A 14,519-nucleotide genomic window follows, 5' to 3' on the forward strand; every position below is an offset into this window, starting at 1 on the left:
TCCATTCGCGTAACTGTCTTCAGGGCGGCGGCATAGGATATAGCAGGCAGATGCGGATCAGGCGGACCGCCTATTCGCAGACGGCGTGACCTAACACCAGGGAGGGACCGGAATGCAGAGCAAAATTGATGAAATGCTCACCCATATGTCACATTCCAAGCAACAGATGGCCAGGGTTCTGGATGCCGAGCGTCAAGTGGCGGTCCGGATGGCCCAGATTATTCATGATTTGCCCGATGAACATCCGGAGTTTGACGGTGTGAGCGGGTTGATTGAAAATTCCAGCCAGATCAACAAGAGCATCATTTCTTACCTTAGCAGCATTGCTGACCTGCAGGAAGCACTGGCGGAAACGTTGAATCACGTGGTGAAAGAGATGGGCAGCAATGAAGAGGAATAACTTCGGGAGAAACGTAAGGGAGTGCTGGGTATGAGCAGAGAACAGGCCTTTTTGCATATGCTGGACGCCGCCTCCAAAATCCAGTGGAACATCGCCATGATTCTGGAAGCCAAAGCAGTCGAAGCGGAGAAAATGCGGAACTGGACGCTGAATCATTTGAACTCGGACGCGTTTGCAAGCCATGAAAATCAACTGAGCGAGCCTCTGCAGATTCACGGTCAGATCGTGGAACTGCTGGAGGGGCTTACGAAGATGGAGAATGGATTGTGCAGCAACTTGAAAGCATTGCTTGTACAGGAAGAAGAAGAGTACGGCGGTGGCGGTGGCGGGGAAGGCATGTTCGGCGGCGGTGATTACGGTCTCGGAGACATGGGCAAATGAGTTTGCTCCTTCGTGAGCAGGAAACGAAGCTGGAGCTCATTCGATCCATCGCGCTCAGCCAAAAGGCGCTGGCCCGGATTCTCGGGAGCATCGCCGACATTTCTTCCGAGTCGGACCTCTCTGCCCGGGCACTTCTTGAAAATATCCGGCTTCTGACGCAGCATCAGGATGCATTGTGCCGGATGCTCACGGGCATCAGCCTGTGCCAGCCCCGTAGCGGGAATGCCGCGCCGCCCTGGTTAAACGCATCTCTATCCGCCCATTCCGCAGCCACCCGAGAATTACAGGAGGATTAACGGATGATAACGAAGAAAAAACGTCCTCGGAGGTCAAAATCCGGGAAGCGCCTGCTGCTTGCCCGTAAAGCACGGGCCACCAAGACCAAAAAACGGCGGAACAGCCTACTTCTGAAGAAAAGAAGACACCGGATCAAAAGCATCCGCAGAAAACGGAAACGGGTCGCGAAACCGGTGCTGCCGGTTCCTGTGGCTCAAGGCGTAGAGCCTCATACCAGTCCGGACTCGGCGTACAGCCAAGGATTTGATGAAGCTTATAATGAAGGGTTCAACGCGGGTTTTGCCAAAGGCTATGAAGATGGTCATTTGTTAGCCTATCAATCCAAGTAATAACGTGAGGGAATGGGACACAGTCAGGCCTTTCGCTCCATGGATACAGCCATGGGGCGAAAGGCTTTTTGCCGTTTTTTGGCAGGGCATCCGCCAATTTAGCCGTACGAAGGCTGTCGTCCATGATGCAATTGCCTCTTCCGCATATATTTATATTGTTCTTTCACAATTCATGACAGACAGGGTGAAGACTGTGGAAAATGTGGCTGAAACGGCGGCAAGCGCCAGTTACCTTCAGGGCTACGAGGACGGCTTGCGCCTTGGTGTCTGTCAGGCTGTCATGGAACGGATACCTGCTACCGAGCCTTATTACCGGGACATGAAAGTGTTTTATATTCCGCAGGGCTTTCATGCCATTGATCAGGGGATATCCGCCGCTCTGAGCAGCCTGGTCAGAGAATGTATCGTCGTAGAGGCTCCGAAGATGCTGGAGCTTGCTCAAAAGGAACGTCCCGATCTCATCCTCGTATTGAACGGACTGCATGTATTTCCCGAGAATCATTTGGAGGATATCCGGCGGGTTCGCGCGATGGGGATCAAGACGGCCGTCTGGTTTGTCGATGATCCCTATTTTAGTGAGGATACCGCAGCCGCGTGCACCGCGTACGACGTCGTGTTTACCCACGAACTGGGATGCGTGCCTTTTTACAGTGCTCTCGGGGTCAGAAGAGTCCACTATTTACCACTGGCCGTGAACGTTGACATGTTCAAGCCCTTGCGCTGCGGACCGGAGCATCTGTACGACATTTGCTTTATAGGCAATGCCTTTTGGAACCGTGTCGCCATCTTCGATGAACTGGCGCCGTTTCTGAGGGATAAAAACGTGCTGATTGCCGGGGGATTTTGGGAGCGCTTGTCCCAGCAAGACCTGCTCGGGCGCTCGGTAAGGCTTGGATTTATTCCGCCGGAGGAGACGGTCCGTTATTACAACGGATCGAAAGTGGTCATTAATATCCATCGTCCCGATGAATGGGGGCAGGACAACCGCAACAGTCACCGGATCAGCGGGAAATCGATCAACCCGAGGACCTATGAAATCAACGCTTGCGGTGCAATGCAGATTACAGACATCCGTGAAGATCTCACCAATTATTACAGACCGGGCTATGACATCGAAACCTTTACATCCCCTGAGGAGCTTAAAAACAAGATCAACTATTATCTGGAGCATGAAGAAGAGCGGAGAATCATGGCGGCCCGCGGGCTGTACACGACCCGGCAGGAGCATACGTTTATTTCCCGGATGAGAACGTTCCTGGAACAGTTCTGACACCGGACAATATCAAACGAGGGAGTGTCGATATGTCGAAGGTTAAATGGCCCGCAAGGGTTCCCGATCTGACTCTGAGCTACGATTCGGCCCAGGCGAGAGCCAGGGGACGTGAGGACGGCTACCGGAGCGGATATCATGAAGGTTATTTGCGGGGACGTGCGGATGTGATTGCCAGCCGGCCAGCGGATCCTGTGCCGTTCCGTCAAATCCGTGTGCTGTATATCGCATCCGGCAAAGGGTTCCCGTATTCTCCGCTGGATGAAGCCATCTCTTCCACGCTCCGGTCGATGGTCGCCGAAGTGATCATTATCGAGCCGGGGCAGCTTACCGTCGAAGCGGTACTGCAGGCCGCTCCCGATCTGGTGCTTGTTCTGGACGGTATGTTCGTGAATAACGAAATGATGGATACCGTCCGGCAGCTCGGAATCCGGAGCGCTGTCTGGCTTACAGACGATCCTTACTATACCGACATGACGATGGAGAATGTCAAGCATTATGACTACATTTTTACGCTGGAGTCAAACTGCATTCCTTATTACCAGCAGCTGGGCTGCACGCATGTCTATCATTTGCCGTTTGCCGCCCACACCGAATACTACCGTCCGTCCCGGAATATATCCCCGCTTCGCCGGGATGTCAGCTTTATCGGCTCGGCCTACTGGAACCGCATCGCCTTTTTTGACCCGATCATTGACCGGCTCATGCAGCATAAAACGGTGATCAACGGGATCTGGTGGGACCGTCTGCCTAAATATACGGCCTATCAGGACCGGATCGAGCTCAATAAATGGATGGGGCCCGCTGAAACTGCGGAGGCTTATAACGGTTCCAAGATCGTCATCAATCTGCACCGCTCCCATGAGGACGATACCGTGAACAACAACGCCGTCAAAATTCCCGCAGCTTCCCCCAATCCCCGCACCTTTGAAATCTCCGCCTGCGCCACACTCCAGATCAGCGACAGCCGGAGCGACCTGGCGAAATATTACACACCGGGCGTGGAGATCGAAACGTACAGCTCCCCGGAGGAATTGCTGGACAAAATCGAATATTACCTTGCGCATGAGGAAGAACGCAGACAGATCGCTTTGAATGCATTGGAGAGAACGTTCAGGGACCATACGTACAGCAAGCGCCTGAACGAGATGCTGTCGATCATTTACGCATAGGCCCTATACGTTTGAACGCATTTTTGGACGGATGGCGGGCACCATGTGTCGGTTCCGGCGTATATGCGCCTCTCATATCTTGTATTACCTGGGTGAAAGGAGGTGTGATTCGTACCCCTGTACGATTTTACAGTGGTCCTAAAGCATGGATATGACAAAACCTAAATTAATGCTGTTCTCACATGTCAGCAATACCAAAAGCATTACAGGAGCCGAGAAGCTGCTGCTCCTGTTCTGCCGGTACATGTCAGCCTATTTCAATTGCATCTTAGTGGCCCCGGGCGAAGGCAAGCTGACCGATCATGCCCGTAAACAGGGAATACAGGTCATGATTCAGACCTTCCCGTTGTTGTACGGCATGTATAACCCGGATTCCCGGCTGCCGCAGAATGCCGAGGAGCTGCGCAGCCATCCCGATTACACCTCCGTCGTCCGGCTCATCGGAGAGACTGCACCGGATTTGGTGCTGACGAACACCATCGTCAATGCGCTGCCGGCCATCGCCGCCAAATCACTCGGAATCCCCGTTGTCTGGAAAGTGACGGAGGTCATTCAGGAGAACGAGTTCACGACGGACGTGCTGAACATTGCTGACTTTTACAGTGATTGGATCATCTCGATTTCGGAATCTGCCGCCAGGGTGTTCCTGGGACGAATCAGCAGCCCGATCAGCCTGCTGCCTCCGTCTACGGACAGCGAACGGCTGCATTCCTTCAGCGAGATGGTCAGGCAGAGCGAGCGGAAAGGGCTGCGGCTGAAAGAGGAGCATAAGTGCATCGGCTACATTTCCGCTTTCATTCATCCGGAGAAAGGCTTAAAAGAGTTTATTCGTATGGCGATATCTCTATGCCCCAGACGACCCGAATGCCGTTTTGTGATCGTCGGCAGGGCTGCGGATCATCGCTATTACGAAGCCTGTTTGGCGGATGTCAGATTTTCCGGATATAAATCAAGGTTCCAGTTTATCCCTTTCGTCGAATCGGTACAGTCGGTTTACAGCGCGATGGACATTCTTGTCGTCCCCAGCATGGTGTCGGAGGGCTTCGGAATGACCGCGCTGGAAGGCATGCTGTGCGGGAAACCGGTGGTCGCTTTTGCATCCGGGGGGCTCGGCGAGCTGATGGTTAGTACAGGCAATGGGCACCTGGCCGTACCCGCCGGAGATGTGCAAGGGCTGGCCGACAAGGTTGCCGGACTGCTCGACGATCCGGCTGCCCTGGCGAACACCGGATTCCACAATGAAGCGACGGCAAGGGCGATGTACGGGATTGAGACCTATCAGCGGAGGCTGGATGAAATCATGAATCAGTGGCGTACATTGTATCCGCACTGGCTGATGCCCGGAAACCGCGCGCCGCTGATCTTAGCAGAGCCCGAGGTATCGGCCCAGCCTCCGATTGAGCCTCCGGACGAACCGGCGCCTGCCCCGCGCAAGGCGCGGCGGTCCAGGGGCAGAACATCCTTCCGTATCCGGATCATCCGTAAGAGAAGGGTGAAGAAAGCTGCGAAAAGGTCCCGGAAACGGAAGCCTGGAAAAGCAGTTCGCAAGCTGAAACTCATGAAGTCCGCCAAACGGCGGAGGAAGGCGAAGCGATAGAATAGGAGACGGAAGTTATGAGAATTATGACCATTTTGGGTACAAGACCTGAAATCATCCGTCTCAGTCTCATTCTTCCGAAGCTGGACCGGTATGCAGAGCGCCACGTGCTGGTGCATACCGGGCAGAATTTTGCAGAAAGGCTGAGCGGGATCTTTTTTAGCCAACTGGGATTGCGAAAGCCTGACTATGTGCTGCAGGACTCGGCGGCTTCCCTGGGAACGCAGCTGTCGGCGATGTTCTCGCAAATGGAAGATATCCTGGAGCGGGAGAAGCCCGACACCATTTTGCTTCTCGGGGACACCAACAGCGCCCTTTGCGCGATTCTGGCCGAAAGGCTCGGGTATCCCGTGGTGCACATGGAGGCAGGAAACCGCTGCTTTGACCTGAACGTTCCGGAGGAGAAAAACCGGCGTATCATTGATGCCATTTCTTCTATTAATATGCCGTATACGGAGCAGAGCAAGAAGCACTTGATTGCTGAAGGTTTTCCGAGCAACCGAATCGTTCTTACGGGAAACCCCATTTATGAAGTGATGAAGCATTACGAACCCCAGACCCGGAGCAGCAGCATTCTGGAAACGCTGGGTCTTGCGCCGAAGGAGTATTTTCTTGTCACCGCGCACCGTGCGGAGAATGTGGACCGGCCAGAGCATCTGGAGCAGATTATGCAGGGGTTGAACCTGATTGCTGAAAATCACGGCCGCCGTATCATCTGCAGCATTCATCCCCGGACCGCTTCGCGGATTGCCGAGCACTCCTTTTCCATGAACCCTCTGGTGGAATTTCATGAACCCTTTGGATTTTTCGACTTTGTCCAATTGGAGCGATCTGCTTGCTGTGCATTAACGGACAGCGGAACCGTGCAGGAGGAGTGCTGCATTATGCAGGTACCGACTGTCACGATGAGGCAAACGACGGAGCGGCCGGAAACGGTGGATTGCGGAAGCAATATTGTATCCGGCGTGGATGCGAAGCGGATTGCCGACTCAGCGGCCCTGATGCTGGAGCTGAACACGAAGTGGGCGTGTCCGCAGGGATACTTGGCGGAAGATGTATCGGATAAGGTTGTCAAATTTCTGCTTGGAGGGAAAGTGCATGTTTGAAAATCAGCGTATTTTGGTGACCGGCGGTACCGGTTCATGGGGGTATGAGTTAATTGCCCAGCTGCTGCCGCTGGGTCCGAAGGAAGTGGTGGTATACTCCCGGAACGAGTCTTCCCAAGTGGCGATGAGCCGGGAGTTCGAGAACGACCGGCTGCATTTCCGGATCGGGGACATCCGGGATAAGGAAGCATTGACCGCCGCATGCCAAAACATCGATTACGTGTTTCATCTGGCGGCCCTTAAGCATGTACCCGTATGTGAAGACCAGCCGTATGAGGCGCTGAAGACGAATGTCATCGGCACCCAGAATGTCATTGAAGCGGCGATCGAAAACAAGGTAAAAAAGGTCATTTATATTTCCACCGACAAGGCGGCCAATCCTTCGAACTTTTACGGAATGACCAAAGCGATCGGCGAGAAGCTGATCGTTTATGCCAATCTCCTGCACACGGATACCCGCTTCGTAACGGTCCGCGGCGGCAACGTGCTCGGAACCAACGGCAGTGTGGTGCACGTGTTCAAGGACCAGATCCGGAACAAAGGCCAGGTTTCCATCACCGATATGGCCATGACGCGCTTCTTCCTGACGCTGCGCGACGCGATTACCCTGCTGTTCAAAGCATCCGAGGAAAGCATTGGCGGGGAAATCTTTGTTATGACGATGCCTGCCTGCAGCATCGTTGATTTGGCGGAAGTGCTCATTGAAGCATCGGGCAGGGAAGATGTCAAAATCGTTGAGACAGGCATCCGTCCCGGGGAGAAAATTCACGAAATCCTGATGAGCGATTATGAGAGCCTGACGACGGTCGTCTATGACGAGGAATACCTGGTGATTCTTCCAACTCTGAATATGCCGGAGCTGAAGGAGAGATATAAGCACTGCCGGCCTGTTTCATTCAGCAGCTTCAGCTCGAATTACCATCTGATGAGCAAAGAGGAGATCCGTGAAATCCTTCAGCGCGGAGGGTTCCTGTAATGAAACTTTTAATACTGGGAGCTAACGGAATGGCCGGGCACATGCTCGTAAAATATTTCAAACAGCAGGCCGCGCATCAGGTGTTTTATACGACAAGGGACCCCCGGGATCCGGGGGGACTGGTTCTGGATGCGGCGGATATCAGCTCGGTGGAGAAGCTGGTCGAACTCGTCAGACCCGATGTCATCATTAACGCGATCGGCGTTCTGAACCAATTTGCCGATGCGGATAAAATCAATGCCTACCACATCAACGGCTTTCTTCCGCACCGTCTGCGCCGGTCCGCGGATACCATCGGTGCCAGGCTGATCCACATCAGCACCGACTGCGTATTTGAAGGAACGCGCGGCGGGTACCGGGAAAGCGACGAAACGGACGGAACGAGCGTCTACGCCATGTCCAAGGCGCTCGGTGAGGTCCGTGCACCGGGCCATCTGACGATCCGCACGTCCATTATCGGTCCGGAAATTCGTCCCCACGGGATCGGGTTGATGCACTGGTTCATGAGCCAGAGCGGAATCGTATCCGGATACCGCAGGGTTATGTGGAATGGCGTGACTACGCTGGAGCTGGCCAAAGCGATCGATTCGCTTTTGGCCTCTTCCGTATCCGGGCTTATTCATCTGGCCCATCCGGTGCCCATCAGCAAGCACGATTTGCTGCTTCTGTTCAAGCAAATCTGGAATCTTCAGCACATCGACGTCGTTGGATCGGACGTCCCGGTTCAGGACCGGACGCTGGTCTCCACCCGTGATGATTGGAGTTATCAGGTTCCTCATTACAGTGACATGCTGAAGGAGTTGGAGCTATGGATGCGCTCAGCCACGCCCGAAAGCGCGTCATCCTGATCACCGGAGCCTCGGGGTTTACCGGCAGCCATGCCTGCCGGTATTTCGCCGGGCTGGGGATGCAGGTGGCTGCCATCGTACGACAGGTCAAACCTGCCGATAACGTCGAAGGGGTCAAATACTATCACAGTGACCTTCGGGACAGAGAACGGTTGGAAGAACTCGTGCATACCGTTTCTCCGGACTACGTTCTTCATTTGGGCGGTAAAAATTCAGTCCCCGAATCCTGGGAAGACCCGGTGACATTCATGGAGACCAACGTTCTTTTTACCCTTTACCTGCTGAATGCTCTTCGGCCTTTTCCTTCCTGCCGGATTTTGGTAGCCGGTTCGATGACGGTTTTTCCACTGACGGCTCCGTTTCGTCCGCCTCATCCTTACGGACTTAGTAAAAGTCTGCAGCAGGCGGCGGCCGTATCCTGGAGCGTTCTTTACAAACAGTCAGTCATTGTGGCTGAACCTTCCAATTTGATCGGTCCTGGGCCGTCCACCGGCTTTTGCGCTCTGCTCGGCCGTTATATCGCGGACTGGGAGCAGGGGAAGGCGGCCCCGGCTTTTCGGGTCTCTTCCCGTTCGGTACGCAGAGACTTTCTGGACGTAAGAGATGCGGTCAAAGCTTACGGCTATCTGCTAGAGCATGGTGACCCCGGGGGGATGTATCCCATCCGCTCAGGGCGGTATGTCAGCCTGGGCGAGATCGCCGACCTGTTCTTCGAGATTGCCGGCGGCAAACCGCCAGTAGAGTGGGGGGACAGCAACGACTGGGTGAAGGCCGAAGCACAGGAGGCAGCCGAGCCGAAGCTTGCCGGCTGGAAGCCTTCCATATCGCTGCGGACGTCCCTGCAGGACGTTCTTCAATATTACCGGGGGCTGAAAGGAGGTACGCCATGAGACCTTTAGTGACAATCGTCATGCCCTTTTACAATGATCCTTACGTCGGTCAGGCCGTACAGAGTGCCCTCTCGCAATCTTACAGTCCGATCGAAATCATTGTCGTCGACGACGGTTCATGGCAGTATGTTGATCGTCTCGCACCTTTCATGCCCTATATCCACTACCTGGGCAAAGCGAACGGCGGGACGGCCAGTGCCCTGAATCACGGCATTCGGAGCGCATCCGGGGAGTATATCGCCTGGCTGAGCTCGGACGACATCTTTTATCCCGATAAAATCAACAACCAGGTGCTGTTCATGCAGGAGCACAACGCATGGATTTCCCATACGAACTTTAACTATATCGATCAATACAGCCAGGTCACTCATTACCGGGCCGGCGTTTCCTTCGAGCGGATGGTCGACTTCTATCGATGCTTTCTAAATGCCAATCCGGTGAATGGATGCACGGTAATGATGAGGAAACAGCTGTTTGCCCACATCGGACTGTTCGACGAAAGCCTGCCTTACACGCATGATCTGGAATTTTGGGCGAGGGCGATCCAGGCCGGTTTTCCGATGCATTATTTAAATGAGCCGCTGGTCGCCTACCGGCGCCATGAAGGAATGGGCACCATCCGTCACCGTGAGGCGATCCTGCACGAATATGCCAGAACCCAGGCCAGCGTAAGAACGGCGATCGCTCCGATCGTGGCGGCTATGGAGTAAACCTTATGCAGGGGTGGCTGCATCCCTCTTTCGGATAAGGGCCACCCGGCTTATTCAACCCCGAAATGACGGTTTCGGGGCTATTTTTATGACCTCAAACACATACCCGTTTTTCCGTGTGCTTTTTCCTCGAATTTACCTGGCAAGGGCGGGCCAAAAGTCGGGTCCGAGCCGTGTTATTTTCAATATAGTATATTGTCTGAACGTTTCTGTCTCTATCAGTCCGGCCACGGCCGATTTCATGAAAGGAGCGATATATGAAAATTTTGCTTGCTACCTTCTGGGCGATCCCCCACGTCGGCGGCGTCTGGAAGTATATGACCCAGATTCAGCAGCGTCTCGAGGCGATGGGACATCAGGTGGATTTGATGGGTACCAGCATGGACGATGCGGGTTTCTGCATCTATAACCGGAACCGGGCCATTTCGAAAGATAAGCTTCGCCCCTTTCTGAACATCAAGCTGGCGGCAGATTATGCCCCGGAACTCCACAGTCATCCGTTGATCCGCTTTTATGAAGAGAACCGTTACATGATGGAGCTGTCAGCCGCGTATATGGGTTTGAAAGAGTACGATATCATTCATACCCAGGATATATTTTCGAGTCGGGCCCTTAGCCGGGTCAAGCCGGCTCACGTGCCTTTGATTACCCAAGTGCACGGCTCCGTATCCGGGGAGCTGCACAATCATTTCCGCCTGCATCCGCATCTGGGCATCGAGGAAAATTCACCAGCTTGGCGGTACTGTAAATCGATCGAATATTACGGTGCGACGGCCGGAGACGTGACCATCACGTCAACGCAGTGGCAGAAGAATGAGCTGGTGTACGACTTTGGGATTCCGGAACACCGGATAACCGTTTTCCAATACGGTCTCGATACAACGGATTTTTGGCACAGGGCGCAGGCGGGAACGACTCTGCAGCGGCCGCCGGGCAAAAAGGTAATCATCTTCCCGGCACGATTGTCCTTCGTCAAAGGCGTCGATGTGCTCATTTCGGCCTTGGGCATGCTGAAATACATGCGCAATGACTGGGAATGCTGGATTGTCGGCGACGGGGACAAAAGAGAAGAGCTGGAACGGCAGGTTAACGGACTTGGCTTGCAGGGTCTGGTGCACTTTCTCGGCGTTCGCCACGATATTCCGGCCCTTCTGCTGCAGTCGGACATTTTTGTGCACTCCTGCATTCAGGATAACCAACCGTTTTCGGTGATGGAGGCGCAGCACGCCGGACTTCCGGCATGCGTATCGAATGCGGGCGGGCTGCCTGAGATGGTGGAACACGGATTCACCGGACTGGTCTCTCCGGTCAGGGATCCCGTGACGTTGGCTCAGCATCTGGAATTGCTTCTTCGCAACGATCAGCTTCGGCTGCAGCTCGGCAGGAACGCCGCTGCTTGGGCCGCGGAGCATTGGTCCATGGAGCTGATGCTCGACCGGCTGATGAACCTGTACACTTATGTCATGAATCATTGATGCGTTAGTGGCGAAAGGAGAGGAAAAGCTTGTCCGGAGAACCGTATCAGGTCATCGGCGATTTGTACAACCGGATTTTCACGGTTCAGGCGACGCATATCGATGTGAAGGTGGACTATGCCGTCTGGAACCAAATTTTTGCCAATCTGCCCAAGGACTATAAACTGCCCGATACTGCAGTGCTGCTTCTGGATAAACCATTTTGAATGCATAGTGTACTTGAATGTATCTTGGTCCCGTGCAGATATATAAAGAACCCCCCTCTGATGAAAATGGATGCTCTGGCGCTTCCATTTGTTCAGGGGAGGGGTTTTCTTATTGGGAACTTGGGTGCGTGCAGCTCCTCAAGTTCTCTGCTTCAGGATTCGTCGAGATGGATCTTGCTGAGCAGATCGGCCCACAGCGGATCGTTCCCGCTCCAGTAACCCGCTTCCGGCATGAGCAGCGAGCATACCCGATCGACCGGGCATTCGGTTTCTACCATTCCTTGGACCGTGTCGGTATGATTGACCAGCAGTATGTTGAATTCATGTGCAACCAATCCCGATAAAATATTTTTCAATTCCTCCGCCTGCTCCAAGGTCCCTTCGGTCCGGATAAACAGCGTTTTACGGCTGGTGGCGCACTTGTTCAGGAATCGTTCAACCCGCCGGTCATATTTGGCTTTGACGGACGGATAGGCCGCCAGATTGTCGGGGGTGTTGGCATGCGTGAAGAAATCGTGGTTGGACCCAATATTATATTCCGTCTCCAGGACGAGGTAAAGGGCGTCGCTCAGCTTCTTATCGACGACCAGGTGATCCCTGTCCATAAACCCGGCGAACCGTTTGGCAAGCAGTCGGTTTACATTGGATAAGTTGTGGGAGGACATCCAATCCAGCGGCCCGGCATATGGGCGAAGGTTGTGCTTTTCCAGCTGGATCGAGACCAGACACAGATTGCCAAGACTGAATATGGCATCGTAAGTTCCTTGAATCTCGGATAACTTCATGCGGGACACTCCTTTCTATGTTTTCTTCAAAAATATGAATACGACTACATATTATTAGATGCAATTCGAGTCAGCTTGCTTGGATGTCCGTGTAATGCGGACGACAAATAAGTTGGCTGCCCCTTCCATCCGCCCGTACCTTTGTCCTCTAAAAGCCATAGTCTGGTACAAAGATAATTACTCTGGAGGAATGGTCATGTCCGTACTGCGTTTGGGGTCGACCGAATTTGGGCCGATCGACTGCAGGTATATTCAAGCCGTTGACCTGGAAATTGCGAATCGTGGATTCGAACCTTTTGATATGCTCGTTCACGGATATGGGAACGGTGGTTTATTTTATGTAAGTCTGATTCATGCCGAGCCGGGCCAGATCGTCCCGGTATGCGACATCATGACGAACTATACCCCTTTTGAGATTGTGCTGGTGACCAATATCAACACGGCGGATAATACCGCGGCCGTATTCAGGATGAAGGATCGCGGTAATCTGATCGCAGTATACACACAAGAGGATGCTGACCGATACAACTGAAAGAGGGGGAGGCCGGGAGGAACGATCATGAAGGTATTATTTGTGTTTTATGTGCCGAGCGGAGGCATGGACACGATCAACCGCCTGCGCTGTCAGGAATTGCGAAAATACGGAATTGAAGCTTCCTGTTTGTATTTTGCATGGGGAGCAGGGATGCAGAACCAAGCGGACTTTCCGATCTATATTACGAATCAGGATGCGGAGATCAAACAGATTTTGGATGCGGGTCAATATGATGTCATCGTCGTCACTACGGACCATAAAAGCTTTCCAAGATTTCGGCAGCTCGGGTATACCGGCAAATTCGTACTGGAAATTCAGGGATATGGGCCAAGAGAGGTCGCCCGTCGGCAGCTCACCGAGGCTGTGCCATACGTGAATGCCTATGCTTCCGCGCTGCTTAATCCCTGCACGCCGCATATTACAGCCCTGTTTCAGGAGCTGTTTCCGAATATTCCGAAGTTCAATATACCGAACTGTTTTAACACCGAAGCGTTTACCTATCGTCCCATGAACAAGTTGACGCACCCCGTTATTGCCTGGCTCGGGCGAATGGAGGACAACAAAAACTGGCGGGAATTTTTAAATATCGGCCACCAGATGTCCTACTATGTCCCCAACCTGGTGATGTGGATGTTCGAGGATGCAAACCTGTCCATCCCTTCCGAAAGGGAGCAGTTTGACAAAATGGTGGCCGACCTCCAGCTTCACAACCGTTTGCTGCTGTTCTCCAACGTTCCCAATGTGGAAATGCAGTACTATTTTTCAGCCGTAGGGGACTCGGGGGGATTCATGTGCAATACCTCGAAAGTGGAAGGCGGTCCGCTGTCCGTTCTGGAAGCGATGAGCTGCAAATGCCCGGTGCTCGCTACCCATTCCGATGGAGTCGCCCTTACGATCAGGCACAATATAACCGGTAAAAATTACACGCTTGGCCAAGTCTCGCAAGCGGTCGCCGAAGGCCTGAATCTCATATACGACCATGAGCTCCGGGAGAAGATACGCGAAAACGCCCTCCAAATGCTCAAGAATGAATTCAACCCCCATACCTACTGCGTGAGCTTTATCGACATGCTGAATCATATTTAAGGGAAAAGAGGAGTGAGGAGTGAAGTATGAAATTTAAGGCCAAATCAGGAGCTGCATCCGGAAGCTATGAGCCTTTTGTCATCGGTGAACAGGAAATCGTGCTGACGGGGTTGACGCTTCAGAAGGTTTCACCTGGAGACAAAATCGTTTTTAGCATCGATGTCAATTGGATAAAGCCGATACATTGGGATATGGGAGAAATGGAAATAAGCCTTCGGCTCGGTCAGCCGGACGGTCAGGTCATTTATTGGACTCTTGAAACCTGTTATGCAAAAAGCCGTACCCGTGAAACCTTCACATGGACCGCAGAAAAGGGAGAAACCGGATTTTATTTAACGGTCAGATCCGTTGACAGCAGGGCGATTCTGTCAGGCGATTATTGGCTGGAAGCAACGGTATACGCCCCGTCTTAGGATCCGTCTTGAAGGAGCCGGACGGTTTATTGAGCGACAGTCG

The 14,519-nt window shown here is 53.3% G+C and carries 18 protein-coding genes; 17 read left to right on the forward strand and 1 reads right to left on the reverse strand.

Annotation, left to right across the window (positions count from 1 at the left end):
• Positions 1-112 precede the first annotated feature (112 nt).
• The 14 genes from C7820_RS29950 (at position 113) to C7820_RS33620 (ending at position 11,657) form a co-directional block, all read left to right on the forward strand.
• Positions 113-400, forward strand: coding sequence for a nucleoside-diphosphate sugar epimerase (locus C7820_RS29950; RefSeq protein WP_076174121.1), 288 nt, complete (start codon positions 113-115; stop codon positions 398-400).
• Between the two features lie 30 nt (positions 401-430).
• Positions 431-781 (forward strand): alpha-helical endospore appendage domain-containing protein, encoded by a 351-nt coding sequence (locus C7820_RS29955; protein ID WP_116234153.1) that lies wholly within the window; start codon positions 431-433, stop codon positions 779-781.
• Positions 778-1,077 (forward strand): hypothetical protein, encoded by a 300-nt coding sequence (locus C7820_RS29960; protein ID WP_116234154.1) that lies wholly within the window; start codon positions 778-780, stop codon positions 1,075-1,077. Before C7820_RS29955 ends, C7820_RS29960 begins: the two co-directional genes overlap by 4 nt.
• Positions 1,078-1,080: 3 nt before the next feature.
• Positions 1,081-1,407: a FliH/SctL family protein gene (locus C7820_RS29965; RefSeq protein ID WP_116234155.1), complete on the forward strand. Its 327-nt coding sequence runs from the start codon at positions 1,081-1,083 to the stop codon at positions 1,405-1,407.
• A 184-nt stretch (positions 1,408-1,591) separates the two neighbouring features.
• On the forward strand, positions 1,592-2,677 hold the full coding sequence (locus C7820_RS29970) for a CgeB family protein (protein ID WP_397334237.1): 1,086 nt from the start codon (positions 1,592-1,594) through the stop codon (positions 2,675-2,677).
• A gap of 32 nt (positions 2,678-2,709) precedes the next feature.
• Positions 2,710-3,849, forward strand: a complete 1,140-nt coding sequence (locus C7820_RS29975; protein ID WP_116234156.1) for a CgeB family protein — start codon at positions 2,710-2,712, stop codon at positions 3,847-3,849.
• 145 nt (positions 3,850-3,994) lie between these two features.
• Positions 3,995-5,446, forward strand: a complete 1,452-nt coding sequence (locus tag C7820_RS29980) for a glycosyltransferase family 4 protein (protein WP_116234157.1) — start codon at positions 3,995-3,997, stop codon at positions 5,444-5,446.
• 17 nt (positions 5,447-5,463) lie between these two features.
• Positions 5,464-6,552, forward strand: a complete 1,089-nt coding sequence (wecB, locus tag C7820_RS29985) for a non-hydrolyzing UDP-N-acetylglucosamine 2-epimerase (protein WP_116234158.1) — start codon at positions 5,464-5,466, stop codon at positions 6,550-6,552.
• Positions 6,545-7,528: a polysaccharide biosynthesis protein gene (locus C7820_RS29990; RefSeq protein ID WP_116234159.1), complete on the forward strand. Its 984-nt coding sequence runs from the start codon at positions 6,545-6,547 to the stop codon at positions 7,526-7,528. Before wecB ends, C7820_RS29990 begins: the two co-directional genes overlap by 8 nt.
• A complete protein-coding gene (locus tag C7820_RS29995) occupies positions 7,528-8,376 on the forward strand; it encodes a dTDP-4-dehydrorhamnose reductase family protein (protein ID WP_116234160.1) in 849 nt (282 codons plus the stop codon). The genes C7820_RS29990 and C7820_RS29995 overlap by 1 nt, the downstream gene beginning before the upstream one ends.
• Positions 8,337-9,266 (forward strand): NAD-dependent epimerase/dehydratase family protein, encoded by a 930-nt coding sequence (locus C7820_RS30000; protein ID WP_116234161.1) that lies wholly within the window; start codon positions 8,337-8,339, stop codon positions 9,264-9,266. Before C7820_RS29995 ends, C7820_RS30000 begins: the two co-directional genes overlap by 40 nt.
• Positions 9,263-9,976: a glycosyltransferase gene (locus C7820_RS30005; protein WP_116234162.1), complete on the forward strand. Its 714-nt coding sequence runs from the start codon at positions 9,263-9,265 to the stop codon at positions 9,974-9,976. Before C7820_RS30000 ends, C7820_RS30005 begins: the two co-directional genes overlap by 4 nt.
• Before the next feature lie 257 nt (positions 9,977-10,233).
• Complete coding sequence (locus tag C7820_RS30010) at positions 10,234-11,451, forward strand: glycosyltransferase family 4 protein (protein WP_116234163.1); 1,218 nt, start codon at positions 10,234-10,236, stop codon at positions 11,449-11,451.
• A gap of 29 nt (positions 11,452-11,480) precedes the next feature.
• Positions 11,481-11,657, forward strand: coding sequence for a hypothetical protein (locus tag C7820_RS33620; protein WP_181909238.1), 177 nt, complete (start codon positions 11,481-11,483; stop codon positions 11,655-11,657).
• A 152-nt stretch (positions 11,658-11,809) separates the two neighbouring features.
• Here C7820_RS33620 and C7820_RS30015 read toward each other — a convergent pair whose 3' ends face one another.
• Positions 11,810-12,442 (reverse strand): DUF1796 family putative cysteine peptidase, encoded by a 633-nt coding sequence (locus C7820_RS30015; protein WP_116234164.1) that lies wholly within the window; start codon positions 12,440-12,442, stop codon positions 11,810-11,812.
• Between the two features lie 196 nt (positions 12,443-12,638).
• Here C7820_RS30015 and C7820_RS30020 point away from each other — a divergent pair, with 196 nt between their 5' ends.
• From C7820_RS30020 to C7820_RS30030, 3 genes are read left to right on the forward strand one after another with little or no spacing between them, the layout of a single operon-like run.
• Positions 12,639-12,974, forward strand: a complete 336-nt coding sequence (locus C7820_RS30020; RefSeq protein ID WP_116234165.1) for a hypothetical protein — start codon at positions 12,639-12,641, stop codon at positions 12,972-12,974.
• Between the two features lie 27 nt (positions 12,975-13,001).
• Positions 13,002-14,063 (forward strand): glycosyltransferase family 4 protein, encoded by a 1,062-nt coding sequence (locus C7820_RS30025; RefSeq protein ID WP_116234166.1) that lies wholly within the window; start codon positions 13,002-13,004, stop codon positions 14,061-14,063.
• Positions 14,064-14,089: 26 nt separating this feature from the next.
• The gene (locus C7820_RS30030) at positions 14,090-14,476 is read left to right on the forward strand and encodes a hypothetical protein (protein ID WP_116234167.1); all 387 of its coding nucleotides are present in this window, start codon (positions 14,090-14,092) and stop codon (positions 14,474-14,476) included.
• Positions 14,477-14,519: the final 43 nt, after the last annotated feature.

The organism is Paenibacillus sp. VMFN-D1, from assembly GCF_003386155.1.
GTDB lineage: Bacteria > Bacillota > Bacilli > Paenibacillales > Paenibacillaceae > Paenibacillus_AQ > Paenibacillus_AQ favisporus.

Coding starts and splice junctions, on each gene's coding strand:
- C7820_RS29965 (WP_116234155.1), top strand. CDS start 1,081: ATGATAACGAAGAAAAAACGTCCTCGGAGGTCAAAATCCGGGAAGCGC.
- C7820_RS30030 (WP_116234167.1), top strand. CDS start 14,090: ATGAAATTTAAGGCCAAATCAGGAGCTGCATCCGGAAGCTATGAGCCT.
- C7820_RS29980 (WP_116234157.1), top strand. CDS start 3,995: ATGGATATGACAAAACCTAAATTAATGCTGTTCTCACATGTCAGCAAT.
- C7820_RS30005 (WP_116234162.1), top strand. CDS start 9,263: ATGAGACCTTTAGTGACAATCGTCATGCCCTTTTACAATGATCCTTAC.
- C7820_RS30025 (WP_116234166.1), top strand. CDS start 13,002: ATGAAGGTATTATTTGTGTTTTATGTGCCGAGCGGAGGCATGGACACG.
- C7820_RS29995 (WP_116234160.1), top strand. CDS start 7,528: ATGAAACTTTTAATACTGGGAGCTAACGGAATGGCCGGGCACATGCTC.
- wecB (WP_116234158.1), top strand. CDS start 5,464: ATGAGAATTATGACCATTTTGGGTACAAGACCTGAAATCATCCGTCTC.
- C7820_RS30015 (WP_116234164.1), bottom strand. CDS start 12,442: ATGAAGTTATCCGAGATTCAAGGAACTTACGATGCCATATTCAGTCTT.
- C7820_RS29955 (WP_116234153.1), top strand. CDS start 431: ATGAGCAGAGAACAGGCCTTTTTGCATATGCTGGACGCCGCCTCCAAA.
- C7820_RS29990 (WP_116234159.1), top strand. CDS start 6,545: ATGTTTGAAAATCAGCGTATTTTGGTGACCGGCGGTACCGGTTCATGG.
- C7820_RS29975 (WP_116234156.1), top strand. CDS start 2,710: ATGTCGAAGGTTAAATGGCCCGCAAGGGTTCCCGATCTGACTCTGAGC.
- C7820_RS29950 (WP_076174121.1), top strand. CDS start 113: ATGCAGAGCAAAATTGATGAAATGCTCACCCATATGTCACATTCCAAG.
- C7820_RS30000 (WP_116234161.1), top strand. CDS start 8,337: ATGGATGCGCTCAGCCACGCCCGAAAGCGCGTCATCCTGATCACCGGA.
- C7820_RS29960 (WP_116234154.1), top strand. CDS start 778: ATGAGTTTGCTCCTTCGTGAGCAGGAAACGAAGCTGGAGCTCATTCGA.
- C7820_RS30020 (WP_116234165.1), top strand. CDS start 12,639: ATGTCCGTACTGCGTTTGGGGTCGACCGAATTTGGGCCGATCGACTGC.
- C7820_RS30010 (WP_116234163.1), top strand. CDS start 10,234: ATGAAAATTTTGCTTGCTACCTTCTGGGCGATCCCCCACGTCGGCGGC.